Origin of the sequence: Lichenicola cladoniae, from assembly GCF_013201075.1 — a bacterium.
Classification (GTDB): Bacteria; Pseudomonadota; Alphaproteobacteria; order Acetobacterales; family Acetobacteraceae; genus Lichenicola; species Lichenicola cladoniae.
The window spans coordinates 4734887-4752060 of record NZ_CP053708.1; the positions used below are offsets into that span (position 1 = coordinate 4734887).

The 17174-nt window shown below is 64.7% G+C and carries 16 protein-coding genes; 6 read left to right on the forward strand and 10 right to left on the reverse strand.

What is annotated here, in order from left to right:
• The first annotated feature begins 74 nt into the window (after positions 1 to 74).
• Positions 75 to 473, forward strand: coding sequence for an antibiotic biosynthesis monooxygenase family protein (locus HN018_RS28485; protein ID WP_204259606.1), 399 nt, complete (start codon positions 75 to 77; stop codon positions 471 to 473).
• A gap of 339 nt (positions 474 to 812) precedes the next feature.
• Here HN018_RS28485 and HN018_RS21515 read toward each other — a convergent pair whose 3' ends face one another.
• Positions 813 to 1556, reverse strand: a complete 744-nt coding sequence (locus HN018_RS21515; protein ID WP_171837864.1) for an SDR family oxidoreductase — start codon at positions 1554 to 1556, stop codon at positions 813 to 815.
• Between the two features lie 96 nt (positions 1557 to 1652).
• On the opposite strand from HN018_RS21515, the gene HN018_RS21520 reads away from it, so the two are divergent.
• Positions 1653 to 2558: an AraC family transcriptional regulator gene (locus HN018_RS21520; RefSeq protein WP_171837863.1), complete on the forward strand. Its 906-nt coding sequence runs from the start codon at positions 1653 to 1655 to the stop codon at positions 2556 to 2558.
• Positions 2559 to 2642: 84 nt separating this feature from the next.
• On the opposite strand, the gene HN018_RS21525 is transcribed toward HN018_RS21520, so the two are convergent.
• The 9 genes from HN018_RS21525 to HN018_RS21565 all read right to left on the reverse strand — a co-directional run bounded on the left by HN018_RS21525 (position 2643) and on the right by HN018_RS21565 (position 12580).
• Positions 2643 to 3125 carry a hypothetical protein gene (locus HN018_RS21525; protein WP_172443507.1) on the reverse strand — a complete coding sequence of 161 codons (483 nt, stop codon included), beginning with the start codon at positions 3123 to 3125 and terminating at the stop codon, positions 2643 to 2645.
• A gap of 27 nt (positions 3126 to 3152) precedes the next feature.
• Positions 3153 to 3917 carry an IS21-like element helper ATPase IstB gene (gene istB / locus HN018_RS21530; protein ID WP_171837082.1) on the reverse strand — a complete coding sequence of 255 codons (765 nt, stop codon included), beginning with the start codon at positions 3915 to 3917 and terminating at the stop codon, positions 3153 to 3155.
• On the reverse strand, positions 3914 to 5437 hold the full coding sequence (gene istA, locus HN018_RS21535; protein ID WP_172443508.1) for an IS21 family transposase: 1524 nt from the start codon (positions 5435 to 5437) through the stop codon (positions 3914 to 3916). Before istA ends, istB begins: the two co-directional genes overlap by 4 nt.
• 82 nt (positions 5438 to 5519) lie before the next feature.
• A complete protein-coding gene (locus HN018_RS21540) occupies positions 5520 to 6065 on the reverse strand; it encodes a hypothetical protein (protein ID WP_172443509.1) in 546 nt (181 codons plus the stop codon).
• Entirely contained in the window at positions 5953 to 6405 is a 453-nt protein-coding gene (locus tag HN018_RS21545) for a hypothetical protein (RefSeq protein WP_171834206.1), read from the reverse strand. Before HN018_RS21545 ends, HN018_RS21540 begins: the two co-directional genes overlap by 113 nt.
• A gap of 441 nt (positions 6406 to 6846) precedes the next feature.
• Positions 6847 to 10119 (reverse strand): error-prone DNA polymerase, encoded by a 3273-nt coding sequence (locus HN018_RS21550; RefSeq protein WP_171834207.1) that lies wholly within the window; start codon positions 10117 to 10119, stop codon positions 6847 to 6849.
• A gap of 9 nt (positions 10120 to 10128) precedes the next feature.
• Complete coding sequence (locus HN018_RS21555) at positions 10129 to 10368, reverse strand: hypothetical protein (RefSeq protein ID WP_171834208.1); 240 nt, start codon at positions 10366 to 10368, stop codon at positions 10129 to 10131.
• A 12-nt stretch (positions 10369 to 10380) separates the two neighbouring features.
• The gene (locus HN018_RS21560) at positions 10381 to 11901 is read right to left on the reverse strand and encodes a Y-family DNA polymerase (RefSeq protein ID WP_171834209.1); all 1521 of its coding nucleotides are present in this window, start codon (positions 11899 to 11901) and stop codon (positions 10381 to 10383) included.
• Positions 11819 to 12580: an ImuA family protein gene (locus HN018_RS21565; RefSeq protein WP_171834210.1), complete on the reverse strand. Its 762-nt coding sequence runs from the start codon at positions 12578 to 12580 to the stop codon at positions 11819 to 11821. Before HN018_RS21565 ends, HN018_RS21560 begins: the two co-directional genes overlap by 83 nt.
• Before the next feature lie 607 nt (positions 12581 to 13187).
• Between HN018_RS21565 and HN018_RS21570 the strand changes: the two genes are divergently transcribed.
• From HN018_RS21570 to oiaX, 4 genes are all read left to right on the forward strand, one after another.
• Positions 13188 to 13514 carry an STY0301 family protein gene (locus HN018_RS21570; protein ID WP_171834211.1) on the forward strand — a complete coding sequence of 109 codons (327 nt, stop codon included), beginning with the start codon at positions 13188 to 13190 and terminating at the stop codon, positions 13512 to 13514.
• A 180-nt stretch (positions 13515 to 13694) separates the two neighbouring features.
• Positions 13695 to 14522 (forward strand): phosphogluconate dehydrogenase C-terminal domain-containing protein, encoded by an 828-nt coding sequence (locus tag HN018_RS21575; protein ID WP_171834212.1) that lies wholly within the window; start codon positions 13695 to 13697, stop codon positions 14520 to 14522.
• Between the two features lie 36 nt (positions 14523 to 14558).
• Positions 14559 to 15875, forward strand: coding sequence for an MFS transporter (locus HN018_RS21580; protein WP_171834213.1), 1317 nt, complete (start codon positions 14559 to 14561; stop codon positions 15873 to 15875).
• Positions 15872 to 17149, forward strand: coding sequence for a 3-oxo-isoapionate-4-phosphate decarboxylase OiaX (gene oiaX, locus HN018_RS21585; RefSeq protein WP_204259608.1), 1278 nt, complete (start codon positions 15872 to 15874; stop codon positions 17147 to 17149). The genes HN018_RS21580 and oiaX overlap by 4 nt, the downstream gene beginning before the upstream one ends.
• Positions 17150 to 17174 lie beyond the last annotated feature (25 nt).

Here is a 17174-nt window from a genome sequence, read left to right on the forward strand (position 1 = left end):
TCAGTCAAAGTCTGGTTCTGTCGTGCCCTAGCTTCGCCTACCAGCATCCAGCGCTGTACGAAGCCATGGTCACGATGCCAATCGGCCTGCGTTTCGCAGAGGCTGAAACACCACCGGTCCAGCGTGGGCGCTCCAACCTCATAGGGCTGATGGGCCCCCGGTCGGCGGCAAAACGTTCAAGCAATCCCAAGGCAGGCGTCGTCCTGTCGCGGCTATCGGGAGAAGACACCATGACCTTTGTCAGCGTCACCCGGCTGCGTATCCGCTCGGCTCGGTTCATGCCGCGTTTCGCGCTGTACGCACTCAACTCCTTGCGACAGTGCAAGCAGGCGCACGGGTTCCTGGAATGCTCCCTGCTGCAAGACCGTAAGCTCACGTTCTGGACCATGACGCTGTGGCGGGATCAGGCGGCCATGCGTGCTTACATGACTGGCGGCGCGCACTTGAGGGCTATGCCAAAACTGCAGGAATAGTGCGACGAGGCAAGTGTCGTGCACTGGACGCAAGATGTTTCCACGCTGCCGGGTTGGGAAGGGGCGGATCAACGAATGCACACGCTTGGACGGCCATCCAAGGTGCGACATCCAAGCGTCGTCCACGCCAGCCTGGGCTTCGCTGCACCACGCATAACCGCAGCCGCCCCGATCAAGCCGATATAGCTGGACGACTGCTGTCGACGTCTAATTGTTCTTCGTCGCCTCTAACCCGGACAGGCATCTTACGGCTGTTGAAGCCGGATCAGCGCTTCCCTACCCTACCGGAAGGCAGCCTCTTGAAGGGCGTACAGGCCGGCCGTCTGCCCTTCCAGTTGTTCAGCTTGCTGAAGCCAGCGCTACGGCGTCTGCGCCAGCGGGTAAGCGGAATGGGCATGTTGGGTCGGTCGCCGCCCGCCAGACCGCTTCGGCCACGTCAATCGACCGAGTGATCAAGCCTGGGTTTTCGAAATTCGCGAAGACGCCCTGGGCGATGGCAGAATAAGGTTCCGGAATGCCGTTCTGCATACGAGTTCGGGCGTTGTCGCCGAAGCTAGTCTCCGGAGCCAGTCCAGGAAGCACCAGGTTCACGCGCACGTTGAACTGCGCCACTTCCAGCGCGAGAGATTCCGAGAACGCGTTCACCGCAGCTTTGCTGGCTGTATAGACCGACAAAAGATGGAGCGGCTTCAGGGTCACGGTCGACGTGACATTGATGACGACCCCGGCGTTCCGCTCCCTGAACTGGGGCAGGACAGCCTGAATCATAGCCATCGTGCCGAAGGTGTTGGTCTCGAAGACGTCGCGGATCGTCTCCATCGACGTGCCTTCAAGGGCATTCAGCACTCCGACGCCCGCGTTGTTGACCAGGACGTCGATAGGCCCGGCCGTGTCTACGGACACGCGAATGCTTTCCGGGTCCGTGACATCGAGAGGCAGGATCCGCAGCCGCTCGGACCGGGGCAGCAGATCTTCGCGCGGCGTGCGCATTGTCGCGATGACTGTCCACTCGCGATCGAGAAAATAGCGGGCAGTCTCCAGACCGAATCCGGACGAACAACCGGTGATCAAGATGGTCTTCATGGGAGGCTCCTGTAGTTGTTCTACCAGACTAAAATAGGTATTGGCAGTCGGACGTGCTACGATCGCAAGTCCGGAATGTATGTCCCAGAGTCCAGATTGAGCGATCCGCTTGCCGAGATTGTTACCTTGCTCCAGCCGAGCGCCTCGTTCTCGAAGGTTGTCGAAGGCGCGGGCCAGTGGCGGGTCAGCCGCGTGGAGGCGGGGCGTCCGTTCTACTCCGTGATCCTGGGCGGTTCGCTGCGCCTTGCAGTTTATGGACACGAGGAGATGACCCTCGAGACGGGCGACTTCGTTCTGATCCCGGCCGCGTATGACTTCACGATGTCCAGCCTCGAACCGGTGACTGTGAAGGATGCCGGGACATATCCGATAGAGTTGACGCCGGGACAGTTCCGGATCGGTTGCCAAGACGGACCGCCTGATGTTCGAGCGCTCATTGGCTATTGCGTGTTCGGCTCGTCAGACGCGTCCCTGCTGGTGTCCCTCCTTCCGCAGCTCATCCACGTTCGCGGCGAGAGCAGGTTAGCGACCCTCGTGCAACTCGTGGATGAGGAGTCCAGGCAAAGGCGCCCTGGCCGAGACGTCATTCTGGCGCATCTGCTCGAGGTCATCCTCATCGAGGCACTCCGCTCCACCAAGGGGCCTGGGACATCGCCGGGGCTGGTGCGGGGGCTTGGCGACGAACGTCTCGCCACCGCTCTGCGGCTCATGCACGAACGGCCTACCCATCCTTGGACGGTCGCGGAGTTGGCAAGGAAGACGGCGCTTTCCAGATCGACATTCTTCGAGCGGTTCAGACGGGCGGTGGGCGTCGCCCCGATGGAGTATCTGCTCCATTGGCGGATGGCCCTGGCGAAGGATCTGCTGCGGCGGGAAGGCGGTGGCGTCGCCGAAGTGGCGCAAAGCGTGGGGTACAGCTCCGCAAGCACGTTCAGCGTCGCGTTCGCTCGCCACGTCGGCTTGCCGCCCATGCGATATGCGCGCGAGCAACGGGATGCCTGATGCACCTTGTGACCTGAGTAAGCGCGATGTTCGGGCAGTGCGAGCAAGTCCGGCATGATCGAGAAGGCAAGCAAGGCAATGACTTTAGGCGACCTCAATTTCGCGTCCATCGCGTAACCTCGGAGCGCATGCCGTAAACCATGCTGAGAAGACTGCGATGAGCAGAAAGATGCCGACGATCGTCGACTTCAGACCTATGAGATTACCGATCAATCCTGCAGCCAGCGATCCTACAGTCGCTGCGCCGTAAGTCACCGCTCCATAGAGCGATGCCAATGCACCTTGACGGGCGGGCTCGCTCCCCTTGGTCAGCACCACCAGTGACAACCGATAGGCGAGCCCTGTGCCGAAGCCCAGGACAGGGAAGCCGAGCAGCGCCACCAGCGGGTGCCCGATCGCAACCCCAACAGGAACCAGCACTGCCCCGGCAACCATTGCAGACAAGCCCGAAACCCAGGGCGCGATGCGGTGGCTGTGACAACGAATTTTGGCCCAGTTGTGCTGATGAATTCTGGCCCACCTCCCGGTGTTTGACGTGCTGGTCCTGGCCGCGGCCAGGACCAGCACGTCGGTCGTCTTCTTGGGTTCGCGGTGTCAGGGCTTGGGCGCTTTGCGCTGTGCCGTCGTACGGCGGAACCGATAGGAGTCTGTGCCGGTCGTGATGATGTGCGCGCGGTCAGTCAGGCGATCGATCAGCGCCTTGCACAGACGCGGGTTGGGGATGACCTGTGACCATTCGGAGAATGGCAGGTTGGTTGTGACGATCACCGCCGCCTTCTCCGCCCTGTCGGCGATGACCTGGAACATCAGCTCGCAAGCGGTTTCGGCGAGCGGCACGTAGCCCAGTTCGTCGATGCAGATCAGGTCCAGCCGCTCCCAACGACCCAGCGCGCGGCTGAGCTGGTTGGCGTGCGCCGCCTCGGCCAGCTCGTTGACCAATGCCGTTGCCGTGGTGAACCGGACCCGTCGCCGCTGCCGGCAGGCGGCCACGCACAAGCCCGTCGCCAGATGGGTCTTTCCCGTGCCGGCATCGCCGACCAGCAGGATCGGCTCTGCCCTGGTTATGTAGTCGCCTTCGGCCAATGTCCGCAGTTGAGTGGCGGCAACCCCGGAGCGGTCGAATTCGAACGCGTCGAGGGTTTTCATGCGCGGCAGTCTGGCCTCGTGCAGCAGCCGCGCAATCGCCCGGCTCTCGCGCTCCTCCATCTCGGCGGCCAGCAGCGCCTCGAGGTAGCCGATGTGGGAGTGTCCCTCGCGGGTGGCGGCGTCTGCCAGCCGCGCGAACTGGCCGCCGATCGTCGGCATGCGCAGCGCCTTGCAGTGCTGCCGGATGGCTTGGTCCTGGAGGTCGGCCATCATGCCGTGCCCGCGCAGGGCGCCGAGAGCAGCACGTCATACTCGGCCATCGTCGGCATCGGCCGGTCGTAACGGGCCAGTTCGCCAACATCGACCGCACAGGGTTGGCCTTTGCGCAGCGCTGCTTCTGTCAGCAGATAACGCACCGCCGCCACGTCACAGGCCCCAAGCGACACCGCCGCGGTGACCGCGACGCGCAGCTTGTCGTGGCCGAACTCCTGCCCCAGCGCCACGACCGCCACCATGGCGCGGGTGCCATTCTGTTTGCCGTGCCTGGCCAGCAGCCGCTCCCAGAGTTCGTCGTAGCAGGCGGGCCAGCGACCGGCCGCGCGCCATTGTGCCAGCGGCTTGGAGCCTGCAAAGGCGCCTGGCTTGTGGCTCAGCACGTCCAGGTAATGCTCAAGGTCCAGCACCTGCTGGCGACGGCTGTGGCAGCGCTCGTGCCGTGCAACCCGGCGGCCGGCGTGCCAGATTTCGACGTGCAGCGGATATACGCGTGCTTCCACCCGCGTGCCCGCGCGGAGCGGCACCGAGTAGGCGTTGGTCTTGACCATCACGCAGCCCTGCTTGTCGACCAGAGGTGTCGTCACGTCCGCTAGATCGAATCCTTCGGGCACACGCGCCAGAAGATGCGGGCGCTCCGCCGCCATGGCGATGCCGACAGGCTCCGTGCGGCCATCCAGGATCCGCGCCTCGTCGTGACGGCACCCGGTCAGCAACAGCGCATTCAGGGCGTCCAGGTCGGCAACATGGGGCACCGGGACAAGGTGGTTGCGGCGGAAGTAGCCGCCCTCTCCCTCGATGCCGCCTTTCTCATGACCCTCGCCGGGCGTGCAGAACTCCGCCTGGAAACGCCAATGCGAACGGAACGCCACGAACCGGACCGTCTCCTCCCGCCGGTAGCCCCGCAGGATTTTGCGCACCGCGCTGGCCAGATTGTCGTAACGCAGCAGCCGGAACACGCCGCCGAAATAATCGAACGCATGCTCGTGCGCTTCGAGAAACGCCTGTTGCGTCGCATGCAGATACGCCCGGTGGAACGCCGCCCCGCTAGCCATCGAGCGCATCGCGAACACCTGCACCCTGGTCCGCTCGTCGCCCAGATCGACCCAGGCCTCATACCAATCCACCTGGGCCTCGACGCCCACGGCGTAGCTCTGCGGCACGAACGTCTCGCGCCGGACCAGGCCCAGGGCCCGTTTGCGGGACCGAACATGGTTGCGCACGGTAGACTCCGCGACAGCCGCGTCCGGAAACTCGGTCAGGATCCGGCGGTAGATGCGCCGTGCCGTATGCCGCTGCTTGCGCGGCGCACGTCGATCCTCGTCCAGCACCTGATCGATGAACGCCATGACCAGGCCGAGTTTTGGCTGCGCTCGCGCCGGGTAGCGATGCGCCGGCGGCACCGCACCGACGATCGCCTGCCGCACCATCCGTCGATGAACCCCGAACTTGGCCGCCACACCGGCAATCGTGCCGACGCCAAATTCATGCTCCTGACGCAGCTGCTCGAACAATTCCACTCTGGCTTTCCAATCCACTCCGAGCCTCCTGGCAGAACCAGGATGACCGTAGGTTGAGGGACGGAAGGTGGGCCAAAATCCGTCAGCACTCTGGGCCAGAATTCGCTAGCAGAGCCATGCGGGCCAGGCGCGCGCTGAAGATCTGCGCAAGTGAACTGCTCAACAGGTAAGCAACGATCCCGATCGCGATGATTGATCCGGGGCCATCCATGTCCGCGAAGAAGCTCGGCAACAGCGAGAGCGCGAGGCTGATTGTCACCCAAGACAGGCTGCCAAGTGCCAAGGGGATCCATTGCTGGCGAATGACTGGTGCGATGCTGCGCAGCGTGACCGAACCATGTGCTGTCAGGGTCGCCCGGTTCATATCCCGGTTTCGAACGAGGACGGGGACGAGGATAACGAGAAGGACGAGGCTGATGACTGTATGGCCGAGAAATGTGACGGCCGCAGCATTGTGTCCGAAGGCGAGGATGCAGATTTCCGTCAGTGAAGTGCCGACGACGGCTCCGGCAAGATTACCGGTCGCCGAGATCGCACGCCCGCGAGCGCCGAAGGCCGTGACAACCAGAGCCGAGGCCGATCCCGTCCCGAACCCGCCTGCAAGGCCCGTCAGGGCGCGGCCAATCATCAGGCCTGGGAGTGCTTGCCGTCGCGAGCACGGCGTCGCCAAGCATCACCACTGCTAGAGCAACGCAAAGGAACAGCGGCGACCATCGCACCAGTCGCGGCTGCGATAGCACCAGCAGGACGATGCAGAGCACGCCCACGTAGCACACCATCGTCATGCTGATCTCGAGCGGGTCGAGCCTGAGGGTCTGCCGGAAGATCGGCAGCAGCGGGTGCATCGCATTCGAGGAGACGAGCAGGTTGGCGAAGGCCAAGGCGGCCAGAACGCCTTGCGCGGAACGCAAGGGAAGACGGGCGGGCTGCGCGTCAAGCCGTATAGATGCTGCCGAAAGATTGCTCATGCGATGGTCTCGCGCGTCATACCAAGCATGGAGCAAGCAACAGGCGACAGGGTCTTGTCCTTCATACTGCAGAGCTTAGCATCTTGCCGCCGCACCTGGGTTCCCCACCGCGATCATATGGCAGAAGTCGATTAACGCCCTGGTTCTGGAAGACGGCAAGTGGCGGGAGGGATGGTAGGCGTGCAGCGGAAACGTCTCGTCCGGCCAACGGGGGAAGAGCTCAACGAGCGCTCCGCTGGTGAGCATTGCCTCGCTGCCGCTCCCCTTGGCAGCTCGAGTAGTTGTTGAAATAACACAGATGGTAATGAGCTCTTAACGCAACGAGATGGATGACCAGCTTTAAGCTCATCAGTGTGACTAGAGCGATGCAGCAAAGCTGCGTCTCGCAACGGCAGACAATGTGATCATCATCACTAAGCTAAGAATGTGTCCCTGCTCACACTACCGAAAATCGCGCGTCGGCACCTTGATGCCTGACCTGATGTGCAGGTCAGGCACATAGATGTCGCGTATTTTTCGCCCGCCCGGGCCAGCTCCGGGCCCATCGCGTGGATCACGCGCCGCCGGATGCGTCACCACATCACCTCGGCCATGCTCGATCGGGAACGGGTCGTCCTGGTCACCCACCGACCGCAACAGTTGGGACAGATCTTCCAGGTGATCCGTCACGACGTGCACCACCTCGCCTTCACGCTGCACCTTACCGTGGCAGGCGATCATCCCCGCCGACAGCACCAAGCGACGTTGCTTCTCGAAACGGTCCGGCCACAGGACCAGGTTGGCCACGCCGGTCTCGTCCTCGATGGTGATGAACATGACCCCCTTCGCCGACCCCGGCTTCTGTCGCACCAGCACGATCCCCGGCACGATGATGCGGCGACCGTCGCGCGTGTTGCGCAGGTCGGCACAGCAGATCATCCGTTTGGCCTGTAGCATCGGCCGGATGAACGACACTGGATGGCTGCGGAGACTCAGCCCAAGGCTTCGGTAATCCTCCACCACCTCGCGTCCATCGCGCATCGGCACCATGACAACCGGAGGCTCGACAAGCTCGGGTCGCGGTCGGCGCTCGATATCTGCTGCTGCGAAAAGCGGCAGGGCGGTGTCGACCAGCCCCTTCACCTGCCACAGCGCCTGGCGCCGATCGAGCCCAAGGCTCTGGAACGCATCCGCTTCCGCCAGCCGTTCGAGTGCTGCCGCCGGGATGTCCGCGCGACGCCAGATCTCCTCGACGCTGGCGTAGGGCACGTCGCCTCGGTTTGCGACGAGCTGCGCTCCATCCTGGTTGGCCAACCCCTTTGCCAGACGCAGGCCAAGCCGCACCGCCATCCCCGGCCCGTTGTCCCGCCGCGGCTCCAGCGTGCAGTCCCAGCGTGACGCATTGACGCAGACCGGCCTGACCTCAACGCCATGTTCGCGTGCATCCCGCACCACCTGCGCCGGGGCATAGAACCCCATCGGCTGGCTGTTCAGCAGGGCTGTGCAGAACACGTCCGGGTGGTGGCACTTCATCCAGCTGCTGGCGTAGGCGATCAGCGCGAAGCTGGCGGCGTGGCTCTCCGGAAACCCATACGAGCCGAAGCCCTCGAGCTGGCTAAAGGTGCGCTCGGCATAGCTGCGTTCGTAATCCTTGCCGACCATCCCCTCGATCAGCTTGTCCTTGAAGTGGCTGACGCCGCCGGTGAACTTGAAGGTCGCCATCGACCGCCGCAACTGGTCGGCCTCGCCCGGCGTGAAGCCCGCGCACTGGATCGCGACCTGCATCGCCTGCTCCTGGAACAGCGGGATGCCCAGCGTCTTGCCCAGCACGCGACGCAGCTCCTCCTTGGGATACTCGACCGGTTCCTTGCCCTCACGACGGCGCAGGTACGGATGCACCATGTCGCCCTGGATCGGGCCCGGGCGCACGATTGCGACCTGCACCACCAGGTCGTAGAACGTCACCGGCTTCAGCCGCGGCAGCATGGACATCTGCGCTCGGCTCTCGATCTGGAAGGTGCCGAGCGTGTCCGCCTTGCGGATCATCGCGTAGGTGGCCGGATCCTCGGCCGGGATGGTGGCGACGTCCATCGTCACGCCGTGATGCTCCTGCAGCAGCTCGAACGAGCGGCGCATGCAGCCGAGCATGCCGAGGCCGAGCACATCGACCTTCATGAACTTGAGCGCGTCGATGTCGTCCTTGTCCCACTCGATCACCTGCCGGTCGGCCATCGCAGCAGGCTCGATCGGCACCAGATCGTCGAGCCGGTCCTGGGTCAGCACGAAACCGCCGGGGTGCGTTCCCAACTGGCGTGGAAAGCCGACCAGCTCCTGCGCGAGCTGCAAGGTCAGCCGCAGACGTCGATCCGCCATGTTCAGGTTCAGCTCGGCGACATGTTCCTCGGTCACGCCATCCCGCGACCAGCTTGAAACCTGGCTGGCCAGTGCGGCAGTCACATCCTCCGTCAGCCCCATGACCTTGCCGACGTCACGGACGGCACCCCGGGAGCGGAAGCGCATGACGGTGCAGCACAGCGCCGCCCGGTCGCGGCCGTAGCGCTGGTAGACCCACTGGATCACCTCCTCGCGGCGCTCGCTCTCGAAGTCGACGTCGATGTCCGGCGGCTCGCGCCGCTCGGCCGAGATGAAGCGCTCGAACAGCAGCCCACTCCGGACCGGGTCGATCGAGGTGATGCCGAGCACATAGCAGACCGCCGAGTTGGCCGCCGATCCGCGGCCCTGGCACAGGATCTCCTTGGAGCGCGCATAACGAACGATGCTATTCACCGTCAGGAAGTACGACGCGTAGTCGAGCCCGGCGATCAGATCGAGCTCGTGCCGCAGCTGCTTCGCGACATCCCCCGGCAGGCCGTCCGGATAGTGCAACGGGATGCTGTCACGCACCGCCCGCTCCAGCGCTCGCTGCGGTGTCTCGCCCGGCACGTCGGCCTCGTCCGGATACTGGTAGCGCAGCTCCGCCAAGCTGAAGGTGCAGCGCCGGGCGATCTCCACCGTTCGCTGCAGGGCCTCGGGATAGGCTCCGAACAGGCGCCACATCTCAACAGGGCTTTTGAGATGGCGGTCGGCAAACCGCTCCTTGCGGAAGCCTGCCTCATCGATGGTGCAGCCCTCGCGGATGCAGGTCACCACGTCCTGCAGGATGCGACGGTCCGGCGCGTGGAACAGCACGTCGCCGGTGACCACGGTCGGAATGCGGGCAGCCTGGGCGAGATCGTGCAATCGCCGCAGCCGGACGGCATCGCCCGGGCGACGGCGGAGTGTCAGCGATAGATAGCAACGGTCGCCGAAATTCTCGCGCATCCTGCGGAGCTCGCTCTCCAGGCGGGCGTCGGCTTTGTCGGGGAGCAGGATCAGCAGCAGCCCTTCGCCAAGGGACACGAGATCCTTCCAGGTGATGTCGAAGCCGCCTTTTCCGGCCCGGCCTTTTCCCAGCGTCAGCAGGCGGCACAGCCGGGAGTAGGCGGCCCGGTCGGTCGGGTAGACGAGCAACGGCAGCCCGTCGCGTAGCTCCAGGCGGCAGCCGACGATCAGCGGAATACCCACCTCCTCGGCACGCGCATGCGCGCGAGCAATCCCTGCCAGGGTGTTGTGGTCGGTGATGGCGATCGCTTCGAGGCCGAGTTCCTTGGCGGCCAGGAACAGCTCCTCGACGTGACTGGCACCGCGCAGGAACGAATAGTTCGAGGTGGCCTGCAGCTCGACGTAGTCGGGCATGAGCGTTGCTCAGTCCGAGTTCGGGTGCCGGTGCCGACTGGTCGACGGTGCCGTCGCGCCCGGTCGTTTCATCAGGACGTAGCCCGATCGTTCGAGGTGCTGGACCAGCCGCTCGGCGGTAATGCGCGCCATGGCATCATCGGCATGGCGCACCCGTTTCCGGCCGTCGAAGCGCAGCGCGAATGAAAGGCTCTGCTCGATTTCCTCGTGGCTCGCGAGGCGCAGGTTGAGTTTGTCGTCGTCGCTCATCGCATCACGCACTCAAAAGAAGCCATGGAGAAACCAGGCGAGTTCGCCGGTCGCGGAATCAACGCCATCACCCTGGCGGAACAGCCAGAAGCGCCGTCCCTCCTGGTTCTCGACGATCCAGTAGTCACGCACCGCGATGAGTTCGGCCGAACGGCGCCACCACTCGCCGGTGATGCGCTCCGGACCGTCCGCGCGAACGATGCGATGCCGGATCCGGCGCCAGGTGAAGGCCTTCGGCGGGTGGTCCGGCATCATCGCCAGCGTCTCGACCGGTTCCGGCCGTTCGAGCAGCCGCACGGGTCTTGGCCAGCGGGACGCGACTGCCGTGGGCGGTGGCGGCGTGTAGACCGACACCGGCTGTTGCGAGCGCTCCGGCACCTCGCTTTCGATCGAGCGGAGCCGGTAGACCTTGTCGGGCCCCAGACGATTTACGAGCCGGTCGATCAGCTCCGACAGGTCGGCCTCTTCCGTCTCGCCCGGTGCCAGCCCGCCACCCCGTTGCGTGTAGGACAACGGCTCGACCAGCGGCAGCACCAGCCGCATCGCCTCGACGCCCGGACCGGGATCGACCTCCTCGACCCGCTCATCCAGCAGTCGCGCCAGGTGCCTGAGGTCGCGCACCGGCCGTGCGGTTCCGATACGCACCACCTGGCACGTGGCATCGATCCGCTCGAACACCAGGTCGAGCCGCCGGGCGCCTTCGCCACGCTGTTCCAGCAGCACGCAGGCTTCCCCGACCAGGACCAGGATCACGGCGACGAACGCTTCGGCCGTCGAGAGCGGCTCGACGAACGTTCTGCGCACCGTGATCGTCTCGGGTGGAAGCACCGGCTGTATCGGCTCGTGCACATGGCCGAGGGCCTGGTCCAGGCGGATCAGCAGACGGTTGCCGAACCGGCGCGCCAACGGTCCGCGCGGGGTGGCCACCAGTTGCCCGATCTGCTCGATGCCCAGCCGTCGCAGACCACTCGCGACCTCGCCGTCGATGCGGAGCGCTTCCACCGGCAGTCGCTCGAGGGCTGCTGCCTGGCTGCCCGGAGCCACTATGGTCACCGGAACAGTGCTGTAATGAGCCAACGCGTGCGCGGCGCCGGGCGTGTCCGCGATGGCGATCTTCCCGGTCAAGCCAGCCTGCCGCAGGTGCTCGGCCAACAGATCAAGCATCGGCTGCTCGCCGTCATGCAGATGCGTGCAGCCGGTGGCGTCGATCCAGATGGCATCCATCGGCGCCGCCGACGTCATCGGCGACAGACGCAGGCACCAGGCCGCCAGCCGCTCGAGTGCTGCGGCATCCTCGGCCTCTGTCGCGTCCACCACCGTCAGCCCGGGCACCATCGCCTGGGCGTGGGCCAACGGCATTCCTGCGTTCAGGCCGAGCTGGCGGGCTGCGCCGTCTGCGGCGGCGATCACCATGCGTCGGCCGTCGTGACCGCGGGTAACGAGCGGCACATCAGGCGGAAGCGCGGTGTAGCGATCCCGGCGCAGCCTGTCGGTCGGCCAGAATGGGAGCCAGAGCGAGATGACCCTGCGCATCGCAGCCCTCCACGATCCAGGTTGCAGGCTCCGCGCCACGGCAGCGGAGAAGTTCGAGTTTCCAGACAGGGCGTCCGACACCCTGGACATCCGGCGCATGCGGCAGTGGCGGTGGGGATGGAGCCCCGCTGATCCGCCAGCGACTGGAGGCGGCCGAGGGCGTGACCAGGGCCGGATCATTGAACTTGCGGCTGCGGCGGAGGACGAGGCCGAGCACGTCGGTCGCCTCTGCAGCCAGCTGCAGGCGCCGGGAGGTCACCAGATCCAGGCGCCCCTCGAGCTCGCAGACGACACCTGCCAGGTCGGGATGGCGAAGGCCCTCCTCCATGGCCTGGAGAGCATTCTGCCGCGCGTGAACCAGGACCAGCCGTCCCGGATCGAGACCCGCCTGGGTCAGGCCCTCGGAGAACAGGTCATGCTTGCCGTGGATCCACAGCACCGGACCCGGACACCGTGCGAGCAGGCCCGCAGCGAACAGGGCAGGCGCTGCGCCATGCTCCACCTCCGGACCGGCTCCAGCCACCTCGTGGATCGCCCCAAGGGCCAGGCCACCCCCGGGTAGATGCCGATCGATCGGTGCAAGCTCGAAAGGCAGGAACGCAGCCGCATGCCGTTGGGCCGCCCCGCGTTCGAGGGCTGCCACCTCTGCCCGGAGGGTCATGATCCTTGTCGTCTGCATGTTCCCCCTCCTGCCCGATGCCGCTCCGATAGGGGAACGTATAGTGAACATGGCCGGTTGTGGAAGGCTGATTCAGCACCTTGGGTGCTACTATTCCGGGAAGCCTAGGCGGATCAGCGCTCTAGGTTGTGGAGCGGAACTCGATCCTCAGGATTGTCCCTAAGCGACCCGTTGGTCTCAGGAAACGGGATCGTCCGGTTCGTTTTTCATCAGGTACGCGTCATGAAGTTTGAGGTCGAGCAACCGGCCTGTCGTATGAAGCCAACCGTTTCAGGACCATCGGCTGTTCGCCTCGAGTCCGGACTCCGGCGCGGCTGATAACCCTGGATGGAATCGGCTGCGCAACGAGACGTTCCGGTTGGATGGCAAGATCATCAGCTTCGCGTCGGCCTGCGACAGACTACATCCCTGCATACGGAGCGGTCCGCGGTGCACTGCCGGACATTCAGGCGCCGCAACTGGCGACCGTGGTTGAAGAGGCCCGGCAGGGGGCGAGTGGCTGTTGGCAATTTTTCAACCAGTCAATCAGGATAGTTTTTTTCGCAGTTGATACGGCAGTGATGCAGATTGCACGGGACACCGGTAGATAGTGGGGACCGATTTAACGATGCGTAATAGTGCTCGTTGGCCTTTGCTGTTTCTGGCCATTGTCGCCTGTACCGGTGCAGCACCTGCAAATTGTCCGTCCAGCCTCATCGAGGCGGGGAGCGACCATACCCTTGTGAACGCATCGTTGTATGATGGTCCACCTGATCAGATGGCCGATCTGATACCGGTCCCTGCAGGTTCAGTTGATCGCTGGAGTCTCGACGGCGTTGACCCGTTCCTGGTGTGTAAATTCCAGGGAATCATGAAGGTCGTCACACTTCACGTCGTTGGTGCGAAGGTCTGCGAAGCAGGGCAAAAGCCGTTCCAGGCATACTGCAAGCGATAGAGCCTGCATATTACAGCAAATCGTGCGGCGAGTACGTCCGCCGGTCGCCCTCGACCCTAACTCATTGACTTCGAGCATTTTTCAGCAGTGGCACCATGCCAAAGTTGCAAGATCCTGCGTATCGGTATACTCGTCATACCAGCAGCATGTTATCGCTGCGGACGTTTGAGGAGAAGCTGCGTGACGACGATCGCTTTGTTCGGGGCCGGCGGGAAGATGGGCTATCGTTTGTCCAGCAACCTGAAGGGCTCCACCTTCGACGTGCGCCATGTCGAGCTCGGTGAAGCCGGCCGGGCGCGCCTCAGTTCCGGCCTCGGCATCGAGTGCATGCCGGCAGACACCGCCCTCGATGGCGCGGACGTGGTGATCCTCGCCGTTCCCGATACGCTGATCGGACGGGTTGCCGCCTCCATCATCGACAAGCTGAAGCCCGGCACGATGGTCGTCGCACTTGACGCAGCCGCGCCGTTCGCCGGACACCTGCCGAAGCGCGACGATCTCACCTATTTCGTCACCCATCCGTGCCATCCGCCGGTGTTCAACGACGAGACCGATCCTGTCGCCAAGCGCGACTTCTTCGGTGGTGTGCATGCCAAGCAGCACATCGTCAGCGCGCTGATGCAGGGGCCGGATAGCGCCTATACGCTCGGCGAGGACATCGCCAAGGTGATCTGGGCGCCGGTCATGCGGTCGCATCGCGTCACCGTCGACCAGATGGCCCTGCTCGAGCCCGGCCTGTCCGAGACGGTGGCCGCGACGCTGCTGGTGGTGATGCGCGACGCGATGGACGAAGTGGTGGCACGCGGCGTCGACAAGCAGGCGGCGCGCGACTTCCTGCTCGGCCACATCAATGTGCTGGCCTCGGTGATTTTCGAGGAGACGCCCGGCGTGTTCTCCGACGCCTGCAACAAGGCGATCCAGTTCGGCAAGCCGGCGCTGATGCGCGACGACTGGAAGAAGGTGTTCGAGCCGGCGGAAATCGCTGCCAGCATCGAGCGGATCACCTAGGCGGCTTCGTCTCCAGGACCGGGTTAGCCTAGAACCATGCATGCAGAGACGGCAACGCTCGCAAAGGCGGCGATGAGCCCGGCTGACGAGGCGGCACTCATCCGCAAGGTCAGCTGGCGCGTGTTGCCGTTCCTGATCCTGTGCTTCTTCGTGGCATTCCTCGACCGGGTGAATGTCGGGTTCGCCGCCCTACACATGAACCGGTCGCTCGGCTTCACACCCACGGTGTTCGGGCTGGGTGCCGGCATATTCTTCATCGGCTACTTCCTGTTCGAGATCCCCAGCAACCTGGCCTTGCACCGGTTCGGTGCACGGGTCTGGATCTCGCGCATCATGATCAGCTGGGGCGTGCTGGCCTGTGCCTGCGTGCTGGTGCGCGGCGAGACATCCTTTCTCGTTTTGCGGTTCCTTCTGGGCGCGGCCGAAGCCGGGTTCTTTCCGGGGGTGCTGCTCTACATGACCTACTGGTTCCCGGCGGCCGCGCGTGCCCGCGTGATGTCGGTGTTCTCGCTGGGCTCGGTGGTGTCGCTGGTGATCGGCTCGCCGCTCTCCGGGCTGGTGCTCAGCCTCGGCACCAGGGCGGGGCTCGAGAACTGGCAGTGGCTGTTCCTGCTCGAAGGCATACCGTCGATCCTGCTGGGCGTGATCGCCTTCTTTTTCCTGACCGACCGTCCCAGGGACGCGCGCTGGCTGAGCGACCACGAATGCCGCTGGCTCGAGAATACCATCAGTCGCGAGCAGGCAACGGTCGATCGCCCGCATCATCCGTTGGCCGCCTTACGCGACCCGCGCGGCTTGTTCCTGGCGGGGGCAGCTATGCTGAACATCATGGCGATCTACGGCGTCACCATGTGGCTCCCGCAACTGGTGCATTCCGCCGGCCACCTGACCGATTTGCAGACCGGGCTGGTGACGTCGCTGCCGTTCCTGTGCACGGCGGTGGCGATGACCCTGAACGGCGCACATTCCGATCGCACCGGCGACCGCAAGTGGCACATCCTGCTATGCGCATTGGGTGGAGCGGCCGGGTTCGTTCTCACGGCACTCGCCACGTCGCCGTTGCTGGGCCTGCTCGGCATCTGCCTGGCCGCGACGGGAATATGGTCGTCCAACACCGTGTTCTGGACCGTGCCGATGCGCCTGTTCTCCGGCGCATCCGCCGCAGCCAGCCTGGCGCTGATCAACTCGATCGGAAATCTCGGCGGTTTTCTCGGACCCTATTTTACCGGCTGGATCCGTAGCGCATCCGGCGGCTACGAGCCGGCCTTGCTGGCCCTGGGTGGAGCCCTCGCCTTGTTTGGAGTGCTGATGTTCGTCTTCCTGAACTCCAACACCGGTAAGGCCGGATCATGAGCGACGTGATCAAGGTCACCTATCGCATCGAAACCGCGGGCGATCCCGCGTCGCTCGCCGAAAAGATCGCCAGCGACCAGTCGACCGGAACCTTCGTGCCGCTGCCGGGCGAGACGCCGGAACTGAAGGCGCGTGTCGCAGCACGGGTTACGGCATTGCGGGAGCTGCCGCCGGTCGACACGCCGTCGCTGCCACAGTCCGGTCCCGCTGCCCGGTACAACCGCGCCGAGGCGGAGATCTCGTTTCCGGTAGAGGCGATCGGCACCGATCTCGGGGCGCTGATGACCATCGCGGTCAACGGCGTCTATGCGATCAAGGGCTTTACCGGCATCCGCATCACCGACCTGGTGCTGCCGGACAGTTTTCACGGCGCCTATCCCGGCCCGCAATTCGGCGTCGTCGGCAGCCGCGCGCTGACGGGCGTGTTCGGCCGGCCGATCATCGGCACCATCGTCAAGCCGGCACTCGGGCTGCGTCCGCACGAGAGTGCCGACATGGTGCGCGAGCTGGTCGAAGCCGACGTCGACTTCATCAAGGACGACGAGAAGCTGATGAGCCCGGACTATTCGAGCCTGGCCGACCGGGTCCGGGCGATCATGCCGATCATCCTCGACCGCGAGCAGCGCACCGGCCGGAAAACCATGTATGCGTTCGGCATCTCGGCTACCGACCCCGACGACATGCTGCGCAACCACGACCTGGTCGTCGCCGCCGGTGGCAATGCCGCAGTGGTGAAAATCAATTCGGTCGGGTTCGGCGGGCTGGCGTTCCTGCGCAAGCGCTCGAACCTGATGCTGCACGCCCACCGCAATGGCTGGGATATCCTGACCCGTCATCCGGGCCTGGGCATGGACTTCAAGGTGTACAGCCTGTTCTGGCGACTGCTCGGCATCGACCAGTTCCAGATCAACGGGATCGGCGCGAAATACTGGGAGCCGGACGATTCGTTCGTGACCTCCTTCGCCGATTGCCGCACGCCGATCTTCACCGAGGCGGACTGCCCGCTCCCGGTGGTGTGCTCCGGACAATGGGGCGGCCAGGCGCCGGCCACCTGGCAGCGCACCGGCCAGACCAACGAGCTGCTCTATCTGTGTGGCGGCGGTGTCGTCAGCCATCCGGGCGGGCCGGCCGCCGGTGTGCGCGCCGTGCGCCAGTCCTGGGATGCGGCAGCGGCGGGCATCCCGCTTGCGACTTATGCGCGGGATCATCCCGAGCTGGCGCAGTCGCTGGCAAAATTCGGCAGTCCGGAACAACAGGCCGGGAACGATTTCTGATGGCGGTCGTGCAACGGCGCCTGAT

Bases quoted from the DNA above. Each gene is read 5' to 3' on its own strand.
- HN018_RS28485 (WP_204259606.1), top strand. From the start codon at position 75: ATGCCAATCGGCCTGCGTTTCGCAGAGGCTGAAACACCACCGGTCCAG.
- HN018_RS21515 (WP_171837864.1), bottom strand. From the start codon at position 1,556: ATGAAGACCATCTTGATCACCGGTTGTTCGTCCGGATTCGGTCTGGAG.
- oiaX (WP_204259608.1), top strand. From the start codon at position 15,872: ATGAGCGACGTGATCAAGGTCACCTATCGCATCGAAACCGCGGGCGAT.
- HN018_RS21550 (WP_171834207.1), bottom strand. From the start codon at position 10,119: ATGCCCGACTACGTCGAGCTGCAGGCCACCTCGAACTATTCGTTCCTG.
- istB (WP_171837082.1), bottom strand. From the start codon at position 3,917: ATGATGGCCGACCTCCAGGACCAAGCCATCCGGCAGCACTGCAAGGCG.
- HN018_RS21555 (WP_171834208.1), bottom strand. From the start codon at position 10,368: ATGAGCGACGACGACAAACTCAACCTGCGCCTCGCGAGCCACGAGGAA.
- HN018_RS21565 (WP_171834210.1), bottom strand. From the start codon at position 12,580: ATGCAGACGACAAGGATCATGACCCTCCGGGCAGAGGTGGCAGCCCTC.
- HN018_RS21570 (WP_171834211.1), top strand. From the start codon at position 13,188: ATGCGTAATAGTGCTCGTTGGCCTTTGCTGTTTCTGGCCATTGTCGCC.
- HN018_RS21560 (WP_171834209.1), bottom strand. From the start codon at position 11,901: ATGCGCAGGGTCATCTCGCTCTGGCTCCCATTCTGGCCGACCGACAGG.
- HN018_RS21540 (WP_172443509.1), bottom strand. From the start codon at position 6,065: ATGATTGGCCGCGCCCTGACGGGCCTTGCAGGCGGGTTCGGGACGGGA.
- HN018_RS21580 (WP_171834213.1), top strand. From the start codon at position 14,559: ATGCATGCAGAGACGGCAACGCTCGCAAAGGCGGCGATGAGCCCGGCT.
- HN018_RS21545 (WP_171834206.1), bottom strand. From the start codon at position 6,405: ATGAGCAATCTTTCGGCAGCATCTATACGGCTTGACGCGCAGCCCGCC.